The sequence below is a fragment of the Neobacillus drentensis genome (assembly GCF_036966985.1).
Taxonomy (GTDB): Bacteria; Bacillota; Bacilli; order Bacillales; family Cytobacillaceae; genus Neobacillus; species Neobacillus drentensis_E.
This window is the reverse complement of sequence record NZ_JBALSN010000021.1, coordinates 1-24450: the sequence shown is the minus strand read 5'-3', so window position 1 is coordinate 24450 and position 24450 is coordinate 1. Positions and strand designations below refer to the sequence as shown.

21 protein-coding genes, 1 tRNA gene and 1 pseudogene are annotated in these 24450 nt (G+C 40.4%); 4 read left to right on the top strand and 19 right to left on the bottom strand.

Annotation, left to right across the window (positions count from 1 at the left end):
• The 3 genes from V7659_RS01205 to V7659_RS01195 form a co-directional block, all read left to right on the top strand.
• Positions 1–747 (top strand): YwaF family protein (locus V7659_RS01205; protein WP_335537561.1); only part of this gene is annotated, 747 nt, incomplete at its 5' end.
• 67 nt (positions 748–814) lie between these two features.
• A tRNA-Arg gene (locus V7659_RS01200) sits at positions 815–888 on the top strand.
• Between the two features lie 225 nt (positions 889–1113).
• Complete coding sequence (locus tag V7659_RS01195; RefSeq protein ID WP_144549311.1) at positions 1114–1422, top strand: DUF3870 domain-containing protein; 309 nt, start codon at positions 1114–1116, stop codon at positions 1420–1422.
• 133 nt (positions 1423–1555) lie between these two features.
• Here the strand turns inward: V7659_RS01195 and V7659_RS01190 are convergent, their stop codons facing one another.
• The 14 genes from V7659_RS01190 to V7659_RS01125 all read right to left on the bottom strand — a co-directional run bounded on the left by V7659_RS01190 (position 1556) and on the right by V7659_RS01125 (position 19522).
• Positions 1556–2767: an acyl-CoA dehydrogenase family protein gene (locus V7659_RS01190; RefSeq protein WP_335537558.1), complete on the bottom strand. Its 1212-nt coding sequence runs from the start codon at positions 2765–2767 to the stop codon at positions 1556–1558.
• Positions 2764–3978 carry a CaiB/BaiF CoA transferase family protein gene (locus V7659_RS01185; protein ID WP_335537557.1) on the bottom strand — a complete coding sequence of 405 codons (1215 nt, stop codon included), beginning with the start codon at positions 3976–3978 and terminating at the stop codon, positions 2764–2766. Before V7659_RS01185 ends, V7659_RS01190 begins: the two co-directional genes overlap by 4 nt.
• Positions 3979–4046: 68 nt before the next feature.
• A complete protein-coding gene (locus V7659_RS01180; protein ID WP_335537556.1) occupies positions 4047–6065 on the bottom strand; it encodes an FAD-dependent oxidoreductase in 2019 nt (672 codons plus the stop codon).
• Positions 6066–6135: 70 nt separating this feature from the next.
• Positions 6136–7074, bottom strand: a complete 939-nt coding sequence (glaH, locus tag V7659_RS01175) for a glutarate dioxygenase GlaH (protein WP_335537555.1) — start codon at positions 7072–7074, stop codon at positions 6136–6138.
• A gap of 305 nt (positions 7075–7379) precedes the next feature.
• Entirely contained in the window at positions 7380–7724 is a 345-nt protein-coding gene (locus tag V7659_RS01170) for a DUF3870 domain-containing protein (RefSeq protein ID WP_335537552.1), read from the bottom strand.
• A gap of 27 nt (positions 7725–7751) precedes the next feature.
• A complete protein-coding gene (gene lhgO / locus V7659_RS01165) occupies positions 7752–8966 on the bottom strand; it encodes an L-2-hydroxyglutarate oxidase (protein ID WP_335537551.1) in 1215 nt (404 codons plus the stop codon).
• 49 nt (positions 8967–9015) lie between these two features.
• Positions 9016–10458 carry an aldehyde dehydrogenase family protein gene (locus tag V7659_RS01160; protein WP_335537550.1) on the bottom strand — a complete coding sequence of 481 codons (1443 nt, stop codon included), beginning with the start codon at positions 10456–10458 and terminating at the stop codon, positions 9016–9018.
• A 45-nt stretch (positions 10459–10503) separates the two neighbouring features.
• On the bottom strand, positions 10504–11985 hold the full coding sequence (locus V7659_RS01155) for a sodium:solute symporter family protein (protein WP_335537549.1): 1482 nt from the start codon (positions 11983–11985) through the stop codon (positions 10504–10506).
• Positions 11982–12173, bottom strand: coding sequence for a DUF3311 domain-containing protein (locus V7659_RS01150; RefSeq protein ID WP_335537548.1), 192 nt, complete (start codon positions 12171–12173; stop codon positions 11982–11984). The genes V7659_RS01155 and V7659_RS01150 overlap by 4 nt, the downstream gene beginning before the upstream one ends.
• Before the next feature lie 184 nt (positions 12174–12357).
• Positions 12358–13785, bottom strand: a complete 1428-nt coding sequence (locus V7659_RS01145) for an amino acid permease (protein ID WP_335537547.1) — start codon at positions 13783–13785, stop codon at positions 12358–12360.
• A 68-nt stretch (positions 13786–13853) separates the two neighbouring features.
• Positions 13854–15029 carry a Glu/Leu/Phe/Val family dehydrogenase gene (locus tag V7659_RS01140; RefSeq protein ID WP_335537546.1) on the bottom strand — a complete coding sequence of 392 codons (1176 nt, stop codon included), beginning with the start codon at positions 15027–15029 and terminating at the stop codon, positions 13854–13856.
• Between the two features lie 104 nt (positions 15030–15133).
• The gene (locus V7659_RS01135) at positions 15134–16606 is read right to left on the bottom strand and encodes an aldehyde dehydrogenase family protein (RefSeq protein ID WP_335537545.1); all 1473 of its coding nucleotides are present in this window, start codon (positions 16604–16606) and stop codon (positions 15134–15136) included.
• Between the two features lie 68 nt (positions 16607–16674).
• Entirely contained in the window at positions 16675–18393 is a 1719-nt protein-coding gene (locus tag V7659_RS01130) for a thiamine pyrophosphate-binding protein (RefSeq protein WP_335537544.1), read from the bottom strand.
• A gap of 70 nt (positions 18394–18463) precedes the next feature.
• Positions 18464–19522 carry an aromatic ring-hydroxylating oxygenase subunit alpha gene (locus V7659_RS01125; protein ID WP_335537543.1) on the bottom strand — a complete coding sequence of 353 codons (1059 nt, stop codon included), beginning with the start codon at positions 19520–19522 and terminating at the stop codon, positions 18464–18466.
• A 337-nt stretch (positions 19523–19859) separates the two neighbouring features.
• Between V7659_RS01125 and V7659_RS01120 the strand changes: the two genes are divergently transcribed.
• Positions 19860–21230, top strand: coding sequence for a sigma-54 interaction domain-containing protein (locus tag V7659_RS01120; protein WP_335537542.1), 1371 nt, complete (start codon positions 19860–19862; stop codon positions 21228–21230).
• A 300-nt stretch (positions 21231–21530) separates the two neighbouring features.
• On the opposite strand, the pseudogene V7659_RS01115 reads toward V7659_RS01120, so the two are convergent.
• The 5 genes and pseudogenes from V7659_RS01115 to V7659_RS01095 form a co-directional block, all read right to left on the bottom strand.
• Positions 21531–21743 (bottom strand): annotated as a pseudogene (locus tag V7659_RS01115) (oxidoreductase); the annotation flags it as partial.
• Between the two features lie 130 nt (positions 21744–21873).
• Positions 21874–22077 carry a hypothetical protein gene (locus V7659_RS01110; protein ID WP_335537541.1) on the bottom strand — a complete coding sequence of 68 codons (204 nt, stop codon included), beginning with the start codon at positions 22075–22077 and terminating at the stop codon, positions 21874–21876.
• 91 nt (positions 22078–22168) lie between these two features.
• Positions 22169–22579: a cupin domain-containing protein gene (locus V7659_RS01105; protein ID WP_335537540.1), complete on the bottom strand. Its 411-nt coding sequence runs from the start codon at positions 22577–22579 to the stop codon at positions 22169–22171.
• 51 nt (positions 22580–22630) lie between these two features.
• The gene (locus V7659_RS01100) at positions 22631–23494 is read right to left on the bottom strand and encodes an aldo/keto reductase (protein ID WP_335537539.1); all 864 of its coding nucleotides are present in this window, start codon (positions 23492–23494) and stop codon (positions 22631–22633) included.
• A gap of 92 nt (positions 23495–23586) precedes the next feature.
• Positions 23587–24342, bottom strand: a complete 756-nt coding sequence (locus V7659_RS01095; RefSeq protein ID WP_335537538.1) for a carboxymuconolactone decarboxylase family protein — start codon at positions 24340–24342, stop codon at positions 23587–23589.
• Between the last annotated feature and the right edge of the window lie 108 nt (positions 24343–24450).

The following is a 24450-nucleotide window of genomic DNA, read 5'->3' as shown; positions in this document are numbered from 1 at the left end:
GTTATGGATGGGGTGTTTGGGCGCAGTTTCACAAACTATGATTTTGAAATGTTTTCAACCAGTCATTTTGTTATTATTGCCTTCTTAATCCTAGGTTCCATTTTTATCTACCTTAATAGAAATAAATTAAATACTAGGCAAAGAAGACTGACCGAAATCGGGATCGCTATCACTCTCATCATCATGGAATTGACCTATCATTTTTGGATGAGTATAAATGGCAGTTGGAATGTCAGTCACGCTATTCCGTTGGAGTTATGCAGCATTAGTTTAATATTAACGGTCCTATTGTTGCTTTCAACCCAAAAAATAATCTATGAGATTTTATTATTCACCGCATTATTAGGCGCATCTCAGGCATTATTCACTCCAGCCTTAAATTACGACTTCCCGCATTTTCGATTCTTCCATTTCTTTTATACACACCTCATGGAAATCTGGGTGCCGCTCTATTTTACTTGGGCAAAGGGTTACCGTCCGACGATTTGGTCAGTCTTAAAATTATGTATCTTTTTGAATGTGCTCATGCCAATAATTATGTTGATCAATAAGGTGGTCGGCGGAAATTATATGTTCTTAAGTCATAAGCCTGACAGTGCGAGTTTATTAGATGTTTTAGGACCCTATCCTTGGTACATTTTATCACTGGAAGGTTTACTAATTGGTCTTAGTTTGATCGTCTGGATCATATTTCGTGTAAAGGATACACAAACCAACAAAGTTGCCAGAGAACTTCCCTTTCAATAACATCAACTTTTTTATTGACCTTTTGCCATTAACAACTTATAATAAATAACGTTCTTAATATGTGTGTGTCTCGATAGCTCAGCAGGATAGAGCAACAGTTTCCTAAACTGTAGGTCGGAGGTTCGAATCCTCTTCGGGACGTAGCCTATAACCTTGTTAAACGTTGATAAATCAGCGTTTGCAAGGTTTTTTATTTGTAGTCTGTGCAAAATTAAGATGCTCTTAAGACCACGTGCCTTTTGTATTTTACACATTGAAACAGATTTGGTTTTACCTCTTTGTGCCTTTTTAGTTTCCTGTAGCCCCTGACATTTCTTCGATTTTATATTATTCTAAAAGTAAATCTTCATTTAGGAGAGTGTTCGAATGAATACCATTTTTATTGCTGGACATGCGAAATTACCTACAGGAATGGCAGCTAGAAGTATCTATGAAACACTGACTATTACGGCAGAAATTGATAAATATTATGGGGTAATTGTGGATGCCTCTTGTACGCTGGCAACTGAACATGGGAGAGATTATATTGCAAGACTGCTAAAAGGCCATAGTTTGAGAAATGGGATTGACATGCCTCTTGAAGCGTTAAAAGAGGGCTATTTAGGAAAAGCCAATCACGCGCTAATTGCAGCGTTAAAGGATTTATATAAACAATATGAATCACTAAATCAATAATTCGGTGACTTCAAGGGACATTTTCCCTGTTTAGCCAAAGCCAATAATAGACTTCCCCCATTAACAAGGGAAGTCTATTATGCTTTCATGACGAATTCCTTTACCTGTTCTTTACCTGTTCTTTACCTGTTCTTTACCGTTTCTTTACCGTTTCTTTTTCAAACGGCCACGCCGGCAGCATTTTATTTAACGTCTTATCTACTCGATAACCAAGAACGTATTCAGCCTGCATAATCGTATGAACTTCTCTCGTTCCTTCGTAAATAACAGGTGCTTTTGAGTTTCTTAAGAATCTTTCAACAGGGTATTCGCTTGAAAATCCGTAAGCCCCATGAATTTGAACAGCATCATCAGCTGCTTTGTTGGCAAAATCACAAGCCTGCCATTTGGCGAGTGATGTTTCTCTTGTGTTACGAACTCCCCTATTTTTAAGCTCACCGGCACGGTATACGAGTAAGCTGCTCATTTGCAATCCAGCTTCCATATTTGCAATCATTTGCTGGACAAGCTGGTGCCGGCCGATTTCTTTGCCGAATGTTTTACGCTCATGACAATACTTTACGCTTTCCTCCAAGCTCGCCATAATCAGCCCTACAGCTCCTGCTGCAACGGTAAAGCGGCCATTATCAAGTGCGGCCATAGCGATTTTAAACCCTTCTCCCTCTAAACCTAATAGGTTTTCCTTTGGAACCCTTACATGATCAAAGAATAACTCTCCTGTATTTCCAGAACGGATCCCCATTTTGCCTTTTATTGCTTTTGATGAGAAACCAGGCATAGTGCGCTCCACAATAAATGCGGAAATACCGTTGTGTTTTTTCGATTTATCCGTATAGGCGAACACAATGAAATGATCCGCTACATCGCAAAGGGAAATCCACGTTTTCGAACCATTTAAAATATAGTCATCCCCGTCTTTTACTGCCGTTGTCTGAAGGGCTGCCACGTCTGAACCTGCCCCTGGTTCCGTTAATCCGAAGGCACCGATTTTTTCACCTTTTGCCTGCGGAACGAGATATTTTTGTTTTTGTTCCTCATTACCCCATTGCAATAGTGTTAAACTGTTTAAGCCGATGTGAACCGATACTGCGGTACGGAAAGTAGTATCGCCTCTTTCCATTTCTTCACAAACAATGGCGAGTGAATTGTAATCCATGCCGCTTCCGCCATATTCTTCAGGAATACAAACACCCATAAGATCCAGCTCACTTAATCTTTTCCAAATAATCGGATCGAATTTCCCTTGCTCGTCCCATTCTTTCATATTTGGAATAATTTCTTTATCTACGAAACTTCTAACCATTTTTCTTAACATTACCTGTTCTTCGGAAAATTCAAAATTCATTGCGTATAGGCCTCCTGGTAAATTTGGATAATATTATTCTTTTTTAATTGTTCAATTTCCACGTGTGAATATCCCGCCTGCTGCAAGATTTCAACGGTATGTTCCCCCGCAATCGGGGGATGACGCTCTATTTTTGTCTTCGTTCTTGACAGATTTATGGGCGAGCCGACTAGCTTGACTGAACCTGCTTCCGGGTGATCCACTTTAACGACCATCTCCCTGGCTAGAACTTGTGGATGGTTAAATACCTGGTCCATCATCGCAATAGGACCACACGGAATATTATGCTGTGAAAACAGCTCCATCCACTCATTGACTGGTTTGATTTGCAGCCGGTTTTCTAAAATGCCCGTGAGTTCAAGTTTATGTTTAACCCTTGCTTCATTGGTATGGAACCGTTCATCTGCTGCAATTTCACTTATTCCTATTACTTCACAAAGGGAGGCAAACTGCCGGTTGTTACCAACTGCAATGATCATTTCTCCATCCATTGCCCTAAATGTTGAGTAAGGCACAATATTTGGATGGTCATTACCAAGTCTTCTTGGGATTGCTCCAGATATAAGATAATTGCTTGCTACATTGGCGAGTGAGCTTACCGCCGTATCCATAAGCGACATATCTATTTTTTGCCCTTGTCCAGATTTCTCTCTTTCCAGTAATGCTGCTTCAATCGAAATGGCAGAATATAAACCTGTTAAAATATCAACCATTGCTACACCAATTTTCATTGGCCCACTTTCATCATTCCCGGTAATGCTCATCAGTCCACTCATTCCCTGAATAATGTAATCATAGCCCGGCAAATGTCGATATGGTCCCGTTTCGCCAAAGCCGGTGATGGAGCAATATACCAGCCTCGGGTTGATCGCTTTCAAAGAGTGATAGTCCAAGTCCCAATTCTCCATCGAACCGGTTTTGAAGTTATTAATTACTACGTCAGCATCTTTAGCTAAAGTGCGAATGATTTCCCTTCCCTCTTCGGTTTTCAGATTTACGGTGATGCTGCGCTTATTGCGGTTAGCGCATAAATAATAGGCACTTACACCGTTTTGGAACGGCGGCCCCCAGCCCCGCGTTTCATCACTGCCTCCCGGAGCCTCCACTTTCATGACATCTGCTCCAAGGTCCCCAAGAATCATCGTACAGTATGGACCCGCCAGTACCCTCGATAGATCCAATACTTTTATACCTTCCAAAGCACCTTTCAAAAACTCCGACCTCCTACTTATCCCATACATTCAAGCTCTTATTTGAAAAAACTTTGAAAGTTACACTATTATTTCGTTAGAAGCCCTTTAATAGTTAAAATAGAAGGATTTCCAATGTCTTGGACTCCTAAGCGCAAACTTATAGACATCCCCTCAAAAGTTGCCTCTTCTATTGTTCTCGGTGCCAAGCAATCACCGATTTGCCATACTTCTGGTGCTAATTTTTTCATTCGTTCATATAGTTCACTATTTGGTACACGACCGTGCGAAAGAATAATAGAATCCCAATTTTCCATTGTCTCTTTTTCATATGAGAATAGATTTCTAATGACTACAGAATCCCCTTTAATTTCTCCTAAATCATAGTGAGGCATAATTTTTACGTTTAGTTGATAAAGCTTTTTTAAATATTCATTTCGTAAGTACTGAGGCACGCCTTCGCCCGCATGCAGCCTTGCAGTAATAAGCGAGACGATATGCCCCCTTTCCGCCAAATCAATCGCCGCTTCCATGGCTGGCCAATCACCGGCAAAATCAAATACAAGAACATTTTTCCCAATATGGTTATTCGGATGATGAAACACCTCTTCCACAGTCATTACACGGTGATCATGAATCCCTGAAATATCGGGGATATACGGTCTTGATCCTGTGGCGCAGATAATGGCATCCGGTGAAATTTTGTTAATATCTTCTGGTTGTACTGCCACTCCAAGTGTAACTTTCACGTTACTAGTAGAAAGTTTTCGCATATAATTATCTAGCATCGATTCAGCAAGCTCATGTCTCATTGGCATCTTTTTTAATGTATGCAATAATCCGCCGATTTTGTCCGCTTTATCGGCCAGAATAACGTTATGGCCAAGTTCATCTAATGTCGCCGCTGCTTGCATGCCTGCTGGTCCAGCACCGATCACAAGAACTTTCTTCTTGTCTCTAAGGCTTTCCTTAAGAGTTTGCACTTCATTTTCTCTGCCTGCTGAGGGATTTTGGACACAGCCGATGGTTAAACCATTGTGATAATGCCCGATACAAGCCTGTAAGCAGCCTAAACAGGCATCAATTTGTTGAAGATTGCCTGACTTTGCCTTGTTAGGCATGTAAGGATCTACAATTAATCCACGGGTCATGCCGACAACATCTGCTTTTCCTGTTGCCACAACCTTCTCCGCTTCTGCCGGATCTACAATACGCGAGCCGACGAAAACCGGTATAGCACCAGCCATTCTAATTTTAAAAGAATAGGGTGTGTTATATCCATGCTTCATTGGAGATGGCGGCACAATATGGGTGGATCCGGCAAACGTACTGGAATCTCCGGAGGTGATATCAATAAAATCCACTCTTACTCTTTCGACCAAATATTCAACAATTTGTACGGCATCTTTTACGGTTGTTCCATCCATGGTCATTTCATCCGCACTCATACGGAGTCCAACCGTAAAGTCCTCCCCAACTTCCTGCCAGACTCGCTCCATCACTTCGACAATAAACCGCATTCTGTTTTCAAACGATCCCCCATATTCATCGGTACGAAGATTGGTCTGCTCCGACCAAAACTGTGCAGGCAAGTATCCGTGTGAGCAACAGATTTCTACACCATCCAGCCCACCTTCCTTCGCCGATTTAGCTGACAGGGCAAATCCTTCAATTACATCTTTAATTTCCTCAATACTCATCGGTTTGGGCATCGTGCTGAACCTAAGGCTTGGAACCGCTGACGGTGCCCAGGCCGCATTCCGGTACTTACTTGAAACTACTTCCCTGCCGCCATGGAATAATTGTGAAAATACTTTCGTTCCATATTTATGCACTTCATTGGAAAGCTCCAGGTAAGCAGGGACAATCTTTTTGTCATATCCAGCAATTGTTTTGGTTGTCAGCATCCCCGATGGATGTGCAGCGGCGGCTTCTAGTATAAGTAATCCGGCACCGCCCTTGGCACGTTCTACATGATAGGCAGTCATATCCAATGTAGGGATTCCATTCTTAACATGATTGGTTTGATGTGCCGTACTTAGAATCCTATTTTTCAATTCTGTATGGCCAATTTCAACTGGACTAAATAAATGTTTAAACTGTGTCATTCATAATCACTCCAAGAAAAAGATAATTGGCCCTTTGACATAATTCTGGTGGTGCTTGTCACTTGGACGATTACTGATGAAAACGTCCTCGCTGACGTAGTAATTCGCGGTTCAAGTTGGGATTTACCTCAAAGGCTGCACGCCCATGTAACCAGAATATATTGTTAACAACTACTAAATCTCCGACTGGAAGTTTGAGTTCTGTAACACTTTCATCGGTTTCCATTGAATGTGAAAGGTCACGAAGGTATTTAGCTTCTTCAATGGTTTCAGGATAGACAAATTGGTCGATGAATGATACACCAGGCTTATTATTGTAGTTGAAGAAGGTTAAGCGCTGAATTTCCAGATCTACATTTTTACTAGATGGTGCTTTGTAAGTAAACTTATGGCTTGCCAATGGATGATTTGAAAACTTATCAAGGTCTTTCCAATCATCAAGGTGTAATAATCGAGATTCACCGCCGCATGCACTTTCTTCTACTATTTTCATCATTAACAGCCAATCTGTCGGCTCATCTACAAAAGTTCCATCCGTATGAAGTGTAAATAAGCGATAAGCTTGACGGAGATAGGAGTCACTGTTATCAGTATGCTTGACAGAAAAGCGTGCATAATATTTACCAGACATTGAATCAAAGTTTGATGAACCTAACAAATAAGAAATAGCAGTAGAGAAAATAACGTATTCATCTGTATCCTCAGTAACACCATCCAAACCAATCGTAAATCCGCCAGATTCACGGTCATGAACGATGTTTCGAAGTAAGTCGCAAAATTCTTCTCCAACATGATCTAATAGAATAGAAGAGACAATAAGACGAGAATAGGGTGTATATTCTAAATGCTGGACAGAATAATTCTCTGCTTTGACGGTATCCAAAAACCTTTGAATGGCCTTTTTTGAAAGCTGAATGTGGTATAAACGGTCTGTTTGCGGATGAACTTTCACTTCATACATGTTTGTTTTTGTTTCATATTTCCCTCTTTGTTTTTCTGCGATTACCATTTTTAATTCCTCCAGTTTTGTGTAAGATAGTTAAAATATGGAAATTAAGGAATATAAAAAGCCAGCTGCACAAAGTACCCAAAAAGAGCGGGACTCAATGTACAACTGGCTTTTATTCACTTCACAGCTCTATGGTAAATAGAGTCACAATGAATTAGCAGTTAATTGTTATTTATATTTCCTGTTTCCAAGTATTATAATCTATCCACGGATCTGAAAGGGTGTTATTCAGGAAGTGGAAGTATTAATAATATTTTGACTACTCTTAGTATACGTTGTATAGGATAGATTGTCAATTGATTATTTTAAATGTTTTGAACCTTTTGCTTTTCTACCGTTTTTATTTGATGGAAATGGAGGTCTAGATCCTTTAATGCCGCAACAAGAGCATTTGTCGCCTTGCCTCGATAATAGGTTTCAATTTCTTCAATTACACCTTCCACTCCATCTTTTAGACTAACGCCCTTTAATATACGGCCAATAAAGTCGCTCCCATGTTCGGTTGCTAGAGTACAAGACGCCTCGACGATTACGCCATATTTACGATCGATTTCAGCTGTGATTGTTAACGTATCGAAGACACTTTTTGCTGCCATTCCTTGCGGCAGACGAGCGTGACCTGCAATAAAAATAGTCTTTCCATTCAGCATAATAGGCCTACCTCTCCAAGGAATTATTTAAACTAGTATTGCTTCTTTTAAGTTTGTTTGTTCTGGTATTCTATTCACAACTTCTTTTCCGATTTCTATTGAAGCAGTTGCAGCAGGAGATGGAGCATTACATACATGGATCGTTCGTTTCCCTTGAATGATATGGAAGTCATCCACCATATTCCCATCGCTCCTTAATGCTTGAGCACGGACTCCAGCAGGAGCAGGGATTAAATCATCTTCTTGGATTTCCGGAATCAGTTCCTGAAGGCTTTTGGTAAATTGTTTCTTACTGAAGGAGCGAATATATTCATCAAGCCCCTCCTTCGCAAATTTCCCTGCCATTTTCCACAATCCAGGAAAGCTTAATGATTCTAGTAAATCCTTTGCATTAAAATCTGTCTTTTTGTATCCTTCACGTTTAAAGCTAAGCACAGCATTTGGTCCCGCATCGACTTCACCGCTGATCATTCGTGTAAAATGGACCCCCAGAAATGGGAACTTTGGATTTGGAACAGGATAAATTAAATTTTTTACTAGATAACGCTTTTCAGGTTTTAATTTGTAATACTCGCCTCTAAAAGGTAAAATCTTCATATCTGTTTTATATCCCGTTGCTAGTGCTACACGATCACTGTGAAGCCCAGCACAGTTAATGACCATTCCCGCTTTTAATGTTCCGCGATTCGTTTCAATGATTACTTGATCCGATTCTTCTTGCATTTTCTCCACTTTTGTATTTAGACGAATCTCTCCGCCTCTCTCTTGGATAATTTCGGCGAACTTTTCACTTACTTGTCTATAATTTACGATGCCAGCCATCGGAACACGTATTGCTCCTAAACCATTAACATGTGGTTCTATTTCCTTTAATTCATCTGGTCCAATTCTATGAATAGCTAATTCATTTTTCAGCCCTCGATTATATAAATTTTCAAGAAGTGGTAATTCCTCTTGTTTCGTTGCTACGATTACCTTTCCGCAAATATCATGGTCTATACCATATATTTGGCAGAATTCAGTCATAGATTTACTACCTTGGCGGGCAAAACGAGCTTTGAAACTATCGGGCTTATAATAAATGCCCGAATGAATCACACCGCTGTTATGCCCTGTTTGATGTTCCGCAACAACGGATTCCTTCTCAATGACGACTACCTTCGCATTAGGAAACCGCTCATAAATGGCCATCCCTGTTGATAAACCAACAATTCCTCCGCCCACTATTGCAAAATCATACATTGTTATTAGGACCCCTCTCCATTTTGTTTTACCTTGTGAGTAGTAAGAATTACATTGGATCCATATAAACAGTCTTCACTTCTGTATAAAACTCAATAGCAGCCTTTCCTTGTTCACGACTGCCGGAACTAGAATTTTTACATCCGCCAAAAGGCATTTGTGGTTCTGCTCCCGAAGTTTCCGAGTTCACATGTACAAGTCCTACTTCCACATCTTCAACGAAACGGCGGGCCAATGTTAAGTTGTTTGTGCAGATGGCTGCGCTAAGACCAAATTCAGTATCATTTGCCATTTCCACTGCTTCCTCGTAATCTTTGACTTTAAACAATGCAAGAACTGGACCGAAAATTTCCTCTCGGGCAATCCGAGCAGCTTTAGGCACGTTTTCAAAGATTGTTGGTTTTACATAAAAACCATTTTTTAATTCTTCATCTTCCGGGATCTCTCCACCGCAAAGCAGTGTTGCTTCTGATTTCCCCGTTTCGATCATTTCGAGCACCCCATCAAGCTGTGCTTTTGATACTGCCGGCCCGATAACGGTTCCCTCGTGGAGCGGGTTACCAATTGTTAATTCCTTCGTACGCTTCACAAGCCTATCACGGAATGACACGTAAATCCCTTCTTCGACAATCACCCGACTCGTTGCTGTACATTTTTGACCGATAGATTTAAATGCTCCGTCTACAGCTATTTCAACCGCTCTTTCAAGATCTGCATCATTTAGAACAACTAGCGGATTCTTTCCTCCCATTTCCATCTGTACCTTTTTTCCGTGTTCTACAGCCTGTTTTTGAATCTGCCGTCCTACTTGGTTCGAACCGGTGAAAGAAATGGCTTTTATATCTGGGTGGTTCACCAATTCATTCCCAATAACAGATCCTCTGCCAAATACACAATTAAGGACACCTGCTGGCAGACCAGCTTCATCAAAAGCTTTCATAACGTGATAGACAGATTTCGGTGTTAAATCAGCAGGCTTCATCACCACTGTATTTCCGTATATAAGTGCTGGTGCCATCTTCCATACTGGAATGGCAATGGGAAAATTCCATGGTGTAATTAACCCAATTGGACCTAGGGGTGTACGGGTCGTATACAAAAATGTTTTCTCACTCACGGACGGAATGACATCTCCAAGTGGCTGCCGTGCTTCAGCTGCAAAATATTCGAGGATGCTTACCGCGCGATTAGCTTCCCCCATCCCTTCCGAAAACGCTTTTCCCTCTTCCTTAATTAGATCCCGTCCTATTTCCTCTATGTTTTCTTTCAAAATAGACGCAGCCTTTTGTAAATAAACTGCCCTTTGTTGAATGGAGAGTTTTTTCCAAGCTGGAAAAGCATTTTTTGCAGCAGCTACCGCTTCGTGAACATCAGCTGCTGCACTGGATGGGAATTCCCCCAAGCCTTCTCCATTATGTGGACTAAGATTCTCTTTATATTCATTTGTAATTGGTTCTTTCCATTGGCCGTTAATGTAATTCAAATGGCGCATCGATAAATCCTCCTAAGCTCTCTATCAATCTCTCTTACTTTTAATTCATGCTAGATTACTAATATTAGTGTCTTTATCTGCTCTAGCCACCGGTTTCTTCGTTATAACACTTACTCCCAGCGTTACAGCAATATTGATCATTAATACGGCTAATCCTAGATCTAAATCCTTAATGACATTTGGAAATGACGGGAATAACGTTGCAAGTGACATTTCTGTAAGGGTTGAATAAATGACGATAATACTACCAACAATCATTCCAGCAATGGCCCCTTGAACGGTAACTGGGTTCCTTTTCCAAAGGCTAAAAAACAAAGCAGGAAATAACTGAACCATAAAGCTATAAGACATAAGATATAGCGTAAGAATCGATTCCCCTCCATTAAATGTAAAGAAAAGTGTTACCAATGCTATAACAGGCACCAACCTTTTGGTCAGCTTTGCCAGCTGCTGATCTGTTGTGTTCGGTTTCCATGCCTTATATATATTTTTAGAAAGAATCGTTGAAACCGCCGTCAATACCAAAGAACTTGGGATAAGGGCGGCCATGGCCCCAGCTGCCCCAATGACCCCGACGAACCAAGGGTCAAAAGACAATTTCGCCATTTTAAATAAGGCTAAATCTGTATTTGGCCCCTTTAAATCTGGCACTTGTAAAACACCAGAAAAACCGATAATCAAAGAAAAAACGATAATAATCTGATAGATGGGCATTACCCCTGCATTTATACGCAGCGATTTTCCGCTTTTAGCTGAGAATATCCCCGCCATCATATGTGGAAACATATAAAATGCCAGTGCTGTCATGATCGTAGCCGAAACAAACCACGAAATGCTTAATCCTTGTTCTGGAAATAGTAAAAATCCAGTTTTGGCTGTATCAATTGCTTCAAACATCGGCTCTATGCCGCCGTAATAATGAAAAGGGAAATAAAACCCCATAAAGACCATAACAGCTAAGATTAAGATATCTTTAATAATGGCTGTCCATGCGGCTCCGTGCATCCCAGATACCGTTACATAAACGGTAACAGCAATGACGGCTACGACGATTGCCATGTGAGGAGAAATAGAACCATAGGACGCTTCAGATACAATAATTCCCAATCCTTTTAACTGCATCACTAAGTAAGGGATAACGGCAACTACACTTATGATCGCTACGAGAATACCAAGTGCCTGACTGTTATACTTTTTCTCGTAAAAATCTGATTGGGATAGGACTTTATTTTCCTTAGCATACTTCCAAATAGGAGGCAACAGCCAGTAAGCGATTACAAAGTAAAAACAATTAAAAGCGTATATGGCGGGAGGCATGCCGGATCGATAAGCACCACCACTTGCTCCTAGAAATGTATAGGTGGTAAACATCTCACCCGCTAATAAAAAGAACATCAAAAGACTTCCAAAACCCCGTCCCCCGACAGACCACTGCTCGATAGTCATTTCTTTCCCTTTTCGGGCTTGCAAACCTAACCAAATACACAATCCCAGGAAAAAGAGGATAACTAGAAGGGCTGCGTTCATAATTCTTCCTCCTCCTTATTCGCTGGATCCAGCTTATTAGCAATGATCAAGAATAGGGATGTCATGCCAACCCAGCATATAGACCAAAAAAGGACAAATGGCAATCCAAATATATAGGGTTCCACCCGATTAATTACAAAAAGTGAACCCAAGGCTGGTATTAAAGTTAATAAAAAAACCTTCACCATAATTCACCATCCTAGTTTAAAATACATCAATGTAATATAGTAAACGATTTGTTTAATTTAGATAGCAAATATTTGAACCTTCTGATAATTAAAACCCCATGAAACTATTTTCCTCTTTGAAATGGAATGTTTCTGATCATTGGATGCCCATTTTTACCGATACACCACTTAGACTTTTTTAAATCTATTGCACTATCTTATCAGGCTCCCCATTTGTTAAGACGGTTGTAACCACTTTCTTTCTTGTAAATTTAAAGTAGTAAAAAACATAACAAGCGACAACAAAGCCAAATCCTATATACAGTGATGTCCGCTGTGCCGGATCGAAAGCAGTAAACACGACGATTCCTACGCACATGAGAAGGCAGACAATTGGAACCAGCGGGAAGAAAGGAACTTTAAATTTCAAATCCGCAAGCTTTCCCCCATCCGCAATATACTGTTTGCGGAATTTATACTGTGCAAACGCAATGGCCATCCACGTAACTACCCCTCCAACACCACTGATTGCAAGCAGGACAACAAATAATGTTTCTTCAGCTATAACACTAGTAAGCAAGGAAAGCAAAGCAAAGGCGAGTGTCACAAGCAAGGCGTTCATAGGAACACCGCGTTTGTTTACCTTACCTAATGCTAGCGGAGCCTGACCACTTTGAGAAAGTGAAAAAAGGATTCTCGTACAAGCAAACAAACCTGTATTTCCCACTGAAAGTATCGCTGTTAATATAACAAAGTTCATAATATCAGCTGCATAAGGAATTCCTGTCAAATCGAATACTGTTACAAATGGACTTTCGAGCACACCCGCCTCTTTCCACGGAACAATGGCTGATAAGACAAAAGTGGCCAGTACATAGAAGAGTAAAATACGGACGACGATGCTCCGGATTGCTTTTGGGATACTCTTTTCTGGATCCTCTGTCTCACCCGCTGCAACTCCCATAATTTCCGAACCCATAAAAGAATAAACGACTGTCATCACTGATATAAAGACGCCGATGAATCCTGTTGGAAATAATCCGTCACCGATAAAGTTTGAAAGGTGGGGGGCCGATTGTCCCTTTATAGGAACCAAACCAAAGATCGCTGCCCCGCCAACGACAATAAAAAAGAGAACAGCTAATACTTTAATAGCTGAGAACCAGTACTCCATCTCAGCAAAGCTTCTTGTAGTCAAGGCATTTATACCGAATAAAAGTAAGGAGAAAACGGTACACCATACCCAGACCGGTACATCTGGAAACCACCTGGCCATCAGCAAACCGGCTGCAATAAACTCTAGTCCTACATAAATTGCCCAGCTTAGCCAATAAGTCCAGCCAATCATAAACCCAGAGGCAGGGCCTATGAACCGCTCTGCATGAGACTGAAATGAACCAGAAACCGGCATTACGACGGATAGCTCCCCTAGACAAACCATAACCAAGTACATAAGCAAGCCTCCGAATAAATAGGCGGTAATCGCTCCGAAAGGCCCCGCCTCGCCAATCGCATACCCCGATCCTAGGAAAAGACCAGTTCCAATGACTCCCCCTATGGAAAGCATAAATAAATGCCTACTTTTCATCGAACGTTTTAATTCTTTTGGTTGACTTCCTTGTTCTGGTTTCATCCAATTCCCCCTGTTTTTTTTTTATTCGTATTAGGGATAGGCCACTCATGACCCGTTTTATTACCTGCTTATCTGACGGCTTCCTTTTCAGACATGCTTGTAAACTCTATTAAATCACTGACTTCAGGTTTAAAAATTTCATACGCAACATCCCGCTGATATCTGTTTTGTTTCTTCGCTTCTGAAAATAGTTGATTGGTATTTTTTCGGCATAGCTTTTCAATATCATCCATCACTGCCTGCGGATCTGGTTTGACCAGTCCAAAAATAACAGCGTCGTAAAATCTAATTGCCCCTAGGTTCGCAACAAAATCATTAACGATGTCAATTCCTCTTTGTTTGATGATTTCATCTCCTTCAGAAGATACTGGTATATTAGCCGCTTCAACAATCAAACTCGCTTTAACAGTATCAGCATTAGACTTGTTGATCACGTCCTCTAATGCACAGGGGATAAGAATATCGCAATCCACATCGAGCCACTCAGAGTTTGGCCTTACCGTATAGTTTGGTTCAAAATAATCTTGGTCCATTTCTCCATATACATTCTTATGGTCAATAAGATTTTGAATATCCAATCCTTCTTCACATGTGACTAACAAGTTGGCATCTGAAATTCCGACGATGTTGTAACCTAATTGAGAAAGTTTCAATGCACAGCTTGCCCCTACACAACCAAAGCCTTGGATGACAACCTTCGCGCCGTCCTTACCATTTTTAAACTTCCAAGCTTCATCGGCTGAAAACGCAACACCATATCCTGTGACAGCATCATTTAAAAGCAATCCATCAATTCTTGTTTTCATCAGCCCATCAAAATCCTTGATCCCTTGAAGAATCGCAGGATTTTGTTTCATTGAATTTGTTAGAGGGATGTCGATGCCGAATTCGTTAAAGATTTGTAGTACATCTTCGTACTTCGTACCTAGGTCACTTCCTAAAGATACCCCGCTATCAATATAAGGCATCATGGCAATTAAAAATCTCCTTAATACGGCATTAGCATCTGGAGCTTTATAATCATATTTAATTCCTGCTTTACATCCTCCTGTCGTTCCGCTGTCACTAGCTACGTACTTATAAGCCATCGCTTGGGCCAATCTTTCAACCTCTTCTTTTGTTACTGTAGGATGCATTCTCGTCCCGCCGCCTGTATATCCTTTCACGAAATTATGAACAACAAGCCACCCCTGCGCTTCCGTTTCTGTATCATTCCACTCAACAATTAAATATGGTTTAGACATTCCAATACCTCCCTAGAATTTCTTCTTTCTACCATGGTGCAGCCACTATTAAAAATACTATTAACACTACGGATTTGTTGTTATTACTCTAAAAAAATAAGTTGCTATTCAAACCAGCGAATTGGCTCAGGATCCAGATTAATGTTAATCTGTTTTGTTTCCTGGTATTCATCCAATCCGTACGTACTTAGGCTTCTGCCGATGCCGCTTTGTTTATATCCACCCCATGGCGCTTGAATATTTGTAAGATGGTAAGCGTTTACCCAGGTGATGCCGGCACGAACCTTTTTGATGACACGTAAGGCTTTGTTTTGGTCTGTAGAGAAAACAGCACCAGCAAGTCCATATTCTGTGTCATTGGCAATCTTAATTGCCTCATCTTCATCTTTGAATTTCTGGATCGTAACAACTGGTCCAAAGATTTCTTCCCTGACAATCCGCATATCGGCATTTACATCGGTAAAGACCGTAGGTTCAATGAAAAATCCATCCTCTAAACCGTTACCCTCGATTCTATTTCCGCCAAGAGCAAGATTCGCACCTTCTTCTTTCCCAATCTGGATGTAGTTTAAAATACTCTTGAAGTGCTTTTCACTTACAATAGCACCCATTTGGGAGTGCTCATCAATTCCAGGACCTACTCTAATCTCTTTTGCCTTTTGTATATATTTCTTAACAAATTCATCGTAGAGTCCTTCTTGGACAAGAATCCGGCTTCCAGAAGAACAAACTTGACCAGATCCCATGAAAATGCCAAATAATGAGTAATCAACGGCTATTTCCAAATCGGCATCATCAAAGATGATATTCGGCGATTTCCCTCCCAGTTCAAGGGACACTTTTTTCATATTCCCGGCTGCTGCCTGCATGATATGGCGGCCGACCCCTGTGCTTCCAGTAAAGGAAACAATATCTACCTCATCACTTTCAGCAATCGTCTGGCCAACAACCGGTCCATCTCCCATAATGAGGGTAGCTGCTCCCTTTGGTAAATCGGACTGATCCATCAGTTCAAACAATTTTACTGCTGTCATCGGAGTAATTTCTGCTGGTTTTAAAAGGATACTATTACCAGCCGCAAGTGCCGGTGCAATCTTCCATACACTCATCAATAAGGGGAAATTCCAAGGGACAATTAATCCCGCAACTCCGATCGGTTCCTTTATGATCAATGTCTGCATATTTCCGGAGGTTTCATAAACCTGGCCGTTAGGCACATTAAGCAGAGCTGCATAATAACGAAATGTATTCACGGCCTCCTCCACATCCGATTCTGCTTCTCTTTTCGTTTTTCCATTATTCTGTACTTCTAAATCTCTTAATTCATCCATGTTTTCCTGTATTAGATTGGCAATCTGAAGTAAAACAGCCGCCCTCATCACGGGAGATTGATCAGACCAAATACCACTTTCAAACGTTCTTTTTGCCATTTTGATTGCCTCTTCTGTTTCTTCCTTTGTAGCGCTCGGTGCTTTGGCAATGACTTTCTGTGTAGCGGGATTAATAATATCAAGTTTGTTCGGGTTATTTGATTCTACCCATTGCCCATTTATATAGTGTTTTAACTCTTTTGTCATAGCTTTGTACCTCCAAGTATGGCTTACGCTCCCCCCACTTTAGAAGTGGGGGATGAACGTTAGCAGATCTATCCCTGTTTTGGACGGAAAGTGGCGATGTATTCGTCCGAATCCTTGTATTCCAATACTCCAACGGCTTCTACATCTACTACAACCATATACGGCTTTTTGCTTGCGATTGCATTCGCTAATCCTGCCTTGAACTCATCAACCGAGCGAACTTTCTCTGATTCGAAGCCCATTGATTTTGCCAGCATGACGAAATCAGGGTTTTTCAAGTCTACAGATATACGTCGGCCATATGCGGCTTCTTGATAGTATCGTAAGATTCCATATCCACCATCATCGAATAATAGAACGATAATCGGTGCATCTTCCTGAATCGCTGAGATCATCTCATTTGAATTCACCATGAATCCACCATCACCAGCAATAAGAACGACTTTCTTTTCCGGCTGACCTATTTGGGCGCCAATCGCCATTGGCAAACCTTGTCCGATGCCGCCGCCTGTCATGTAGAGGTAGTCTCTTGGTTCATAAATATCGAACAATTTATTCCCCCAAGTGTATCCAGGGATCGTCACATCCGTCACCAAAACCGTATTCTCAGGCAGCTGTTCACGCATAATATCCGCCACTTCACCATACGGCCCAATTTGGCTTCGAAGGTCATCACGTACAGCCTGACGGACTGACTTCACTTCATCAACATAATCTGCATCCGGATGGATTTCCTTATTGTCCAAAAGACGATTAATCCCTTGTAAAACTGCCTTGGCATCTCCGTTCAGTGTATACAATGTATCAAAGTTACGATTAAAGGCATTAGGGTTCAAATCAATATTGATGTGATTTTCCGGTACCGGAAGTGTCCATCCATTCGTTTCACTACCACGGAAACGGACTCCGACACTAATAAGTAAATCCGACTTTTTCAATAGTTCCTCCACTTGAGGGGATAACGTAAAGTTACCGATGCAAAGCGGGTGGTTTTCAGGGATAGACCCTTTTCCAGATTCACTTGTTACGACCCCAGGCTGAATTTTATTTACCAGCCTTTGCAGTTCCTCTGATGCACCTGACGCAATTACCCCATTGCCTGCCCAAATGATTGGTCTTTTTGCTAAGACGATCCTTTCGATAACATCAGCTGGAATATTGAGCTTTACCTCGTGGTTTTGAAATGCTTCCATTTCAATCAATTGATTGTTAGGAATAATCTGTGCCTGGAAATTCGTTGGAATGGAAACAGTTACCGGACCTGTCGGTACAGTCAGTGCTTCTTTGATCGCTTTACGCATAAACGGAATGATTTGCTTTGGACGCTTCAACAGAAAGGCTGCTTTGTTCACGCCCTCCATCGCTTTTAACTGGTCTTTAGCTTCGTGAATATAACGTTGGTCTGTTCCAATATAATTAGAATCCGCTTCCCCAGTAATGTGCAGAACAGGAGTCCCTGAGTTCCATGTTTCTGACAAGGAACCTGCCCCATTACCTGCTCCAGTACCTGTACTTGTGATGACAACACCCAATTTTCCTGTAGCACGGGCATAGGCATCAGCCATGTTAACCGCTCCACTTTCGCCACGGGCAGTAACGGTGCGGATATTCCCATCCCTTAGGATCGCGTCATAAATCGGCATATTGTGGATACTAACGATTCCAAATACCGCTTCCACTCCTGCTTGCAGGAGCTCTTTTACAATTGCGTCCGCAACGGTGAATTCTGTTAGGTAACCTTTAACATTTGGTTCTGCAACTGCTGTGAATTCTGTTTGATTATTCATTTTAATCCTCCAAATATGTCTAGTAATATATTTCTATATAAATCTATTTTCATATAAACGAAGGGGGAAGCTATAGCATTCCTTCTTTCACGTTCATAGCTTCTTCGTAAAGGTTGTGAAAAAATTTGAGTGCATACTCAGTCGATGAATACACTCCATGCTTGAAGGCATTCGTATGGAAACCTTTTTGCAATAACTCTACAAGATCGAAATCCTCTAATCTTACCTGATCGACAAAACGAATCAGTTCCTCTTGCTCTTTGCTAATTTCATCCGATTTAAAGTAGTAGCTATAGATGGCAAGTGATTTATCCGGTGCCAGCGGCAAAATTTGACTTATCGTCATATTGCCTTCTTTTCCAGGATAAATGCTCACCATCAAGTTTGGCCATACCCAATAGAAATTGGCGTGATCTTCTTGTGTTTTATTCGATTTATTTGTTAATTCTGAGTATTGACACGAGAAATTGCCATGTAAATCGATATGGTAATTTTTCATATCAAATGTTTTTGAAAACTCAGGATGGGCAATCTTACAATGATCGCACTCCAGGTAATTATCAATAACTGCTTTCCAGTTAGCATCAATGACCCTTTGGGTTACCCGAACCTTTTTCAAAGAATCCAAGAAGGTGTATCTTTCCAGATTGGCCATGAATTCTCCGTACGTTTCTTCCATTGGTCTTGCTTCTGGGTTCAAATTTATGAAGATCATAGACTGGAATACTTCAACTTTTACATGTGGCATACAGCTATGGTTTCCCAATTCATTTGTACTGAAGTTGGGCGCCCTATTTAATTTCCCGTTCATATGAAATGTCCAGCCGTGATAGGTACAGGTGAAAACCTTTTTATTTCCACACTCGTTTTTTTCCACTTTGGTTCCTCTATGCGGGCAAATGTTGTAAAAGGCATTCAATTCATTGTTTTTATCCCGGCTAATGATTAATGGCTGATCTGCTATATCAAAAGTAAAGAAATCCCCCGGTTTTTCCACCTGGCTTGTATGCCCAGCTAAAATCCAGCTATCTTGAAAAATCTTTTTCTTTTCCTCTTCAAATATTTGCGGATTCACATAATTTTCGTACGGGAGAGTGTGCTCCAGGGCATCCCCTGTTAACGCTTTCATTTGTCATTCCTCCTTTTGTCATTCAAATCCTTTAAAGTATTTTTCATATTTTATTAGATGCAAATTTCGTGCCAACTATCTTTTATCTAAAAATCCTAGATTAATAGGATTTTAAACAGGGGAAAGTGAGTTCATTGGTGTTCACCGGTTGACTTTCCCCCGTATATTTTCCTATCTTAGACACTTCTTCAGCTATTTACAGTTCGGAATATTTCGAATATTATTAGAATGGATGTGATTAGAATCACACTATTGCCCATTGTAACATTTTTCTGAATATAACCAAACTCATCTGAGTTTCATCGAACTCAGATTATGATTTTCGGGAGGTCACTTCATGACATTATCTAATTTTCTAACCGATTTAGATCTAAATATGGAAGCGCTTTTAAAAATTTTAGATTATTCTTCTGACGAAATTTTTGTTTTAAATAAGGATAAGAAAATTATCTATGTAAATGATGCCTGCAAGAAGCATTATGGGTTAAATAAGGAAGACATTATCGGGAAACCGAGCATGGAATTAGCTGATAAAGGCTATTGGTATCCCTCCATTTTCCCGGATGTTTTGGAAAGAAAAGAACCAATTACGATTAAACAAACCACAATCCTTGGTGCGGAACTGCTCACCTCTGTCGTCCCTATTTTAAATGATCAAAAAGAAGTGGAATTAATCGTAACGACAGCAAGGGAATTACAAAGCTACAAAATGCTGAAAGTAAGAGAAAGCGATTCAACAAAAAGTAAAGAGGCTGAAGATCCATTTGGCAGCATCATTACCAATAATGAAAAGGTGAAAAATGTGTTGAAGTTTGCCAAGAAGGTGGCAGCTGCAAACTCTACTATAATAATTCTAGGTGAGTCCGGAACAGGTAAAAGCCTCTTAGCACAATATATTCACGAAAATGGAAATAGAAGGAACGGCCCATTTTTAACCATCAATTGTGCTGCAATCCCTGCTGATTTAATGGAGTCCGAGCTTTTTGGCTATACACCAGGTTCTTTCACGAATGCAAACCGTTCCGGAAAAAAAGGGATACTGGAAAGCGCGGATGGGGGTACGGTGTTTCTTGATGAAATAGGGGACATGCCTTTGCCTCTTCAGGCTAAAATACTGCAAGTCATTCAGGAGAAAAAATTTATTCCTATTGGCGGCAATAAAGAAAAGTCAGTCGATATCCGAATTATTGCCGCGACCAATAAAGATTTAAACAAAATGGTACAAAACAAAATGTTTAGAGAAGATTTATATTATCGGCTGAACGTAGTGGATATCAAAATGCCTCCGCTTCGGGAAAGGCAAGAAGATATAGTCCCGCTCATCTATAATTTTTTATACAAATTTAATCGGAACCATGAAATGAACAAATTAATTTCTAAAGATTGCCTCGAATGTCTGACCCATTATTCATGGCCCGGGAACGTAAGGCAACTTGAAAACCTGCTCGAAAAGCTAGTTATTGTAAGCAATGATGTCATCGGTATCGATGACCTGCCCGAAGGTATATATAACCAAGGACTGGCGCAAATTGAAAATACTGCCCCCACTACCCTTAATGATGCAGTCGAATTGGCAAAAAAGGAAATGATTCGTAAATCCTATAAAGTTAATAAAAGCTCTAGGCGTGTGGCCAAGGATCTGCAAATCAGCCAAACATATGCGGCCAGACTGATTAGAGAATATTGTCAGGACTTGTTGGAGGATTGAGCTTCCAAATTAACGATGTGGCAAAAAGCCTACAAAAGTACTCCAAATTTTAATCATTTTCTCAAAAAAGGCTCTCACCATGTTATGAGAGCCGAACCTGCTATCTAAAATTGGGTCTTAAAAATAAGTCTGACCCCACTATCCCAAGAAGTTGACACCATTACTACTGCCTTCATGGTTGGTACCTTCACCCTAGAGACTGCACCCATGCCAGGCGCAAATTAAAAGGCTGTCGAGGTCTCTCGACAGCATAAGCTTTTGAAAATGCAATAGTTAATAGTTTTATCTTATCTTTTATTATTACCAAGGTTGACTTGTTGGTCCAATTGTAAACTCATTAATATTCGTATCTTCTGGCTGATCAATCGCGAATACCACAACATTTGCAACTCAATCAGGTGAAATACCATATTGTTGGTACAAAGCAGTCATACATTCTGAAATATTCTTATCGGTAATCGTATCCAACAATTCTGTGTTGATCGCTGCTGGATAAATCGTTGCAGTACGGATGAAATATTGATCAATTTAACATAGGATACAAATCATTTTATTAATTACTTATTCTTATCATCTTCGGTGCAAAATTTACTAGAATCCCGTAATCCTTCACAACTAAGCACCTCCACCCTTTAGCAATAATTCATCGGTTGAAAATAAATTTTTTAGTTTTTCCATTACGACAGCAAAATCCAATTGTTCTTTTCCGCCGAAAATATCCGTAACGATCATGGATTTTTTTATATAAATCTCTAAAATAAGCAGCTCGTTCTTCCTTCAAATAATCTCCAACGATTTTTCCATCCAATGAAGTTAGCATGTGACAGATTATATATGGTCTTTCCAAAATTATTACTCCTTTCTATAAGAACACATCATATTGCTTAGGATTGATATTATAAAAGCCCTGTTTATCAGGGCTTTCTTTAACTCAACTATTATTTTACTTTGTTATATTCCTCATCTGATACTGGGTCCAACCATTCAGGCGTACCGGCCGTGATTGCAATGTGTTCAAACCAACTGTCTTTTGCAGCGCCATGCCAGTGTTTTACACCATCATGGGTGACAATAACATCACCAGCTTTTAAGAATTGAGCAGGCTTTCCTTCTTCTTGGTACCAACCTTCGCCGCCTGTTACCAATAAAATTTGAAATCCATCACGATGGATATGCCAGTTATTTCTGCATCCTGGTTCAAAGGTCACATTCCCTACACCAACATTAACTTTAGGATCAGCAACTAATCCTTTAAGATAACTTTGTCCCACAAAAAATTGTGCATATGCTTCATTTTTCTCGCCTACTGGGAAAATAACGCCATTTTTAACTTCTTCATGTTTTGCCATTTTTAATTCCTCCAATAAATTTTTTTTTATTGTTAATCATGTGTTTGCTTTTTATTTTAATTTCCCGCCAAATACCGGGAAGAAGCTATGCTCACCATAATTCTGAATGTGCTCTACATTCTTCAAAGTTTCCATATCTTCATCGTTGATAACAAAATCAAGCTCTGCATTGTTTCTCATGTGGTCCGGATTTGCCGTCTTAGGAATTACTACAAGACCAAGCTGGATATCATAACGTAGGCAAAGCTGAGCAACAGATACTCCATACTTATCCGCTATTACTTTTACCTCTGCATTATCGAGAACTGCACCGTGTGCAATTGGTGAATATGCCTCTACTAGGATGTCATTTTTCGAGCAGAATTCAATTAGGTCCAAAGGAGTATTGCTCACATGGGCCAATATCTGATTTACCATAGGCTTGATCTCGCAGCTTGCAAGAATATTCTCTACATCATCCTGAAGGAAGTTAGAAAGACCGATTGCCTTTAACTTGCCTGTCATATAAGCATCCTCCAATGCTTTCCATACTTCTTTGTTTTCCTCGAAGTAACGGTTCTCCTCACGGAACTCCATCCAAGGCTGTGGGCTATGGATAATCAGAAGGTCAATGTAATCAAGTCCCAACTTTGCTAAAGATTCATCAATAGACTTCGTAACTGCATCATAGGTCTTTGCTTCTGCAGCAACCTTTGTCGTGACGAATAGTTCTTCTCTTTCGACACCACAGGAACGGATTCCTTCGCCTACACCAGCTTCATTCATATATGCCTGAGCAGTATCAATATGACGATATCCAACAGATACCGCATCACGCACCGCCTGTGCTGCCTCTGCATCGTTAAGCAGCCAGGTACCAAGACCTAATTTTGGAATTTCTACACCATTTGATAATTGGTAAGTTTCATTAAACATGCTTTTGTCTCCTTTGCATTGTTATATTTTTGTCAGTCCTGCCGGGTAAAAGTTTTACAATAATAGGTGTCAGCCCTTATTCTACTTCTTTCTTAATTTTCTGGAATAATTTCATTGATACATGCTAAGGCGTTCAGTGTTCTCGGAAAGCCCATATATGGAAGGCAGTGAGTGATGGCGGTGATCAATGTTTCCTTGTCATTGCCCACATTTAGGTTACCCTGCACATGTGCCTTTACTTGTCCTTCAGCACCGCCAAGGCTACTTACGATGCAGAGTGTCAGCAACTCTCGTGTTTTCAAATCAAGTCCGCCTCGAGTGTAGAAATCTCCAAAGCAAAAGGCGGAAAGGTATTCCTGTATATGCTTTTGATTTGATGGGGTAGCCTCTTGCATTTTTGCGATTATCTCACCAAAAATCTCTACCTGTACGGATAGTCCCTTATCAAAGCGATTTTCTTCTTCTACAGTCTTTTGGCTTTCTATTGGTAAAGGAATATTCTTTGCTTTGAAAACCTCATTGACTTCACTGATGGCGTTTAATGTTTTGGGAAATCCGATATATGGAGCACACTGGTAAACAGCCTCTTTAATTTCAACAGGTGTCAGCCCAACGTTTAGTGCTGCACCAACATGTGCCTTGAGCTGAGGTAGCGTTTGGTTAGTAGTAAGCACTACTAAAGTGATAAGCTCACGTTGCCTGTCATCCAGATTACCTTGATAAAAGACTTCTCCAAAAATGAAGCGGCTAAGAATGTCTTGACAATCAGGATCGGCGGCGTATACGGCTGGTACCCCATTTCCAAATAGCTGTTTGTATTTTTCCTTGCTCTTTTCAATGCGGTCCATAAATAGGCCTCCAGTTTGATGTTAATTTACTTTTATTATTCCAAAAGTAGCTTCAACATGATGCTTTAAAAATTAATATTGATTGATTAATCAACACCTGTTTATAAT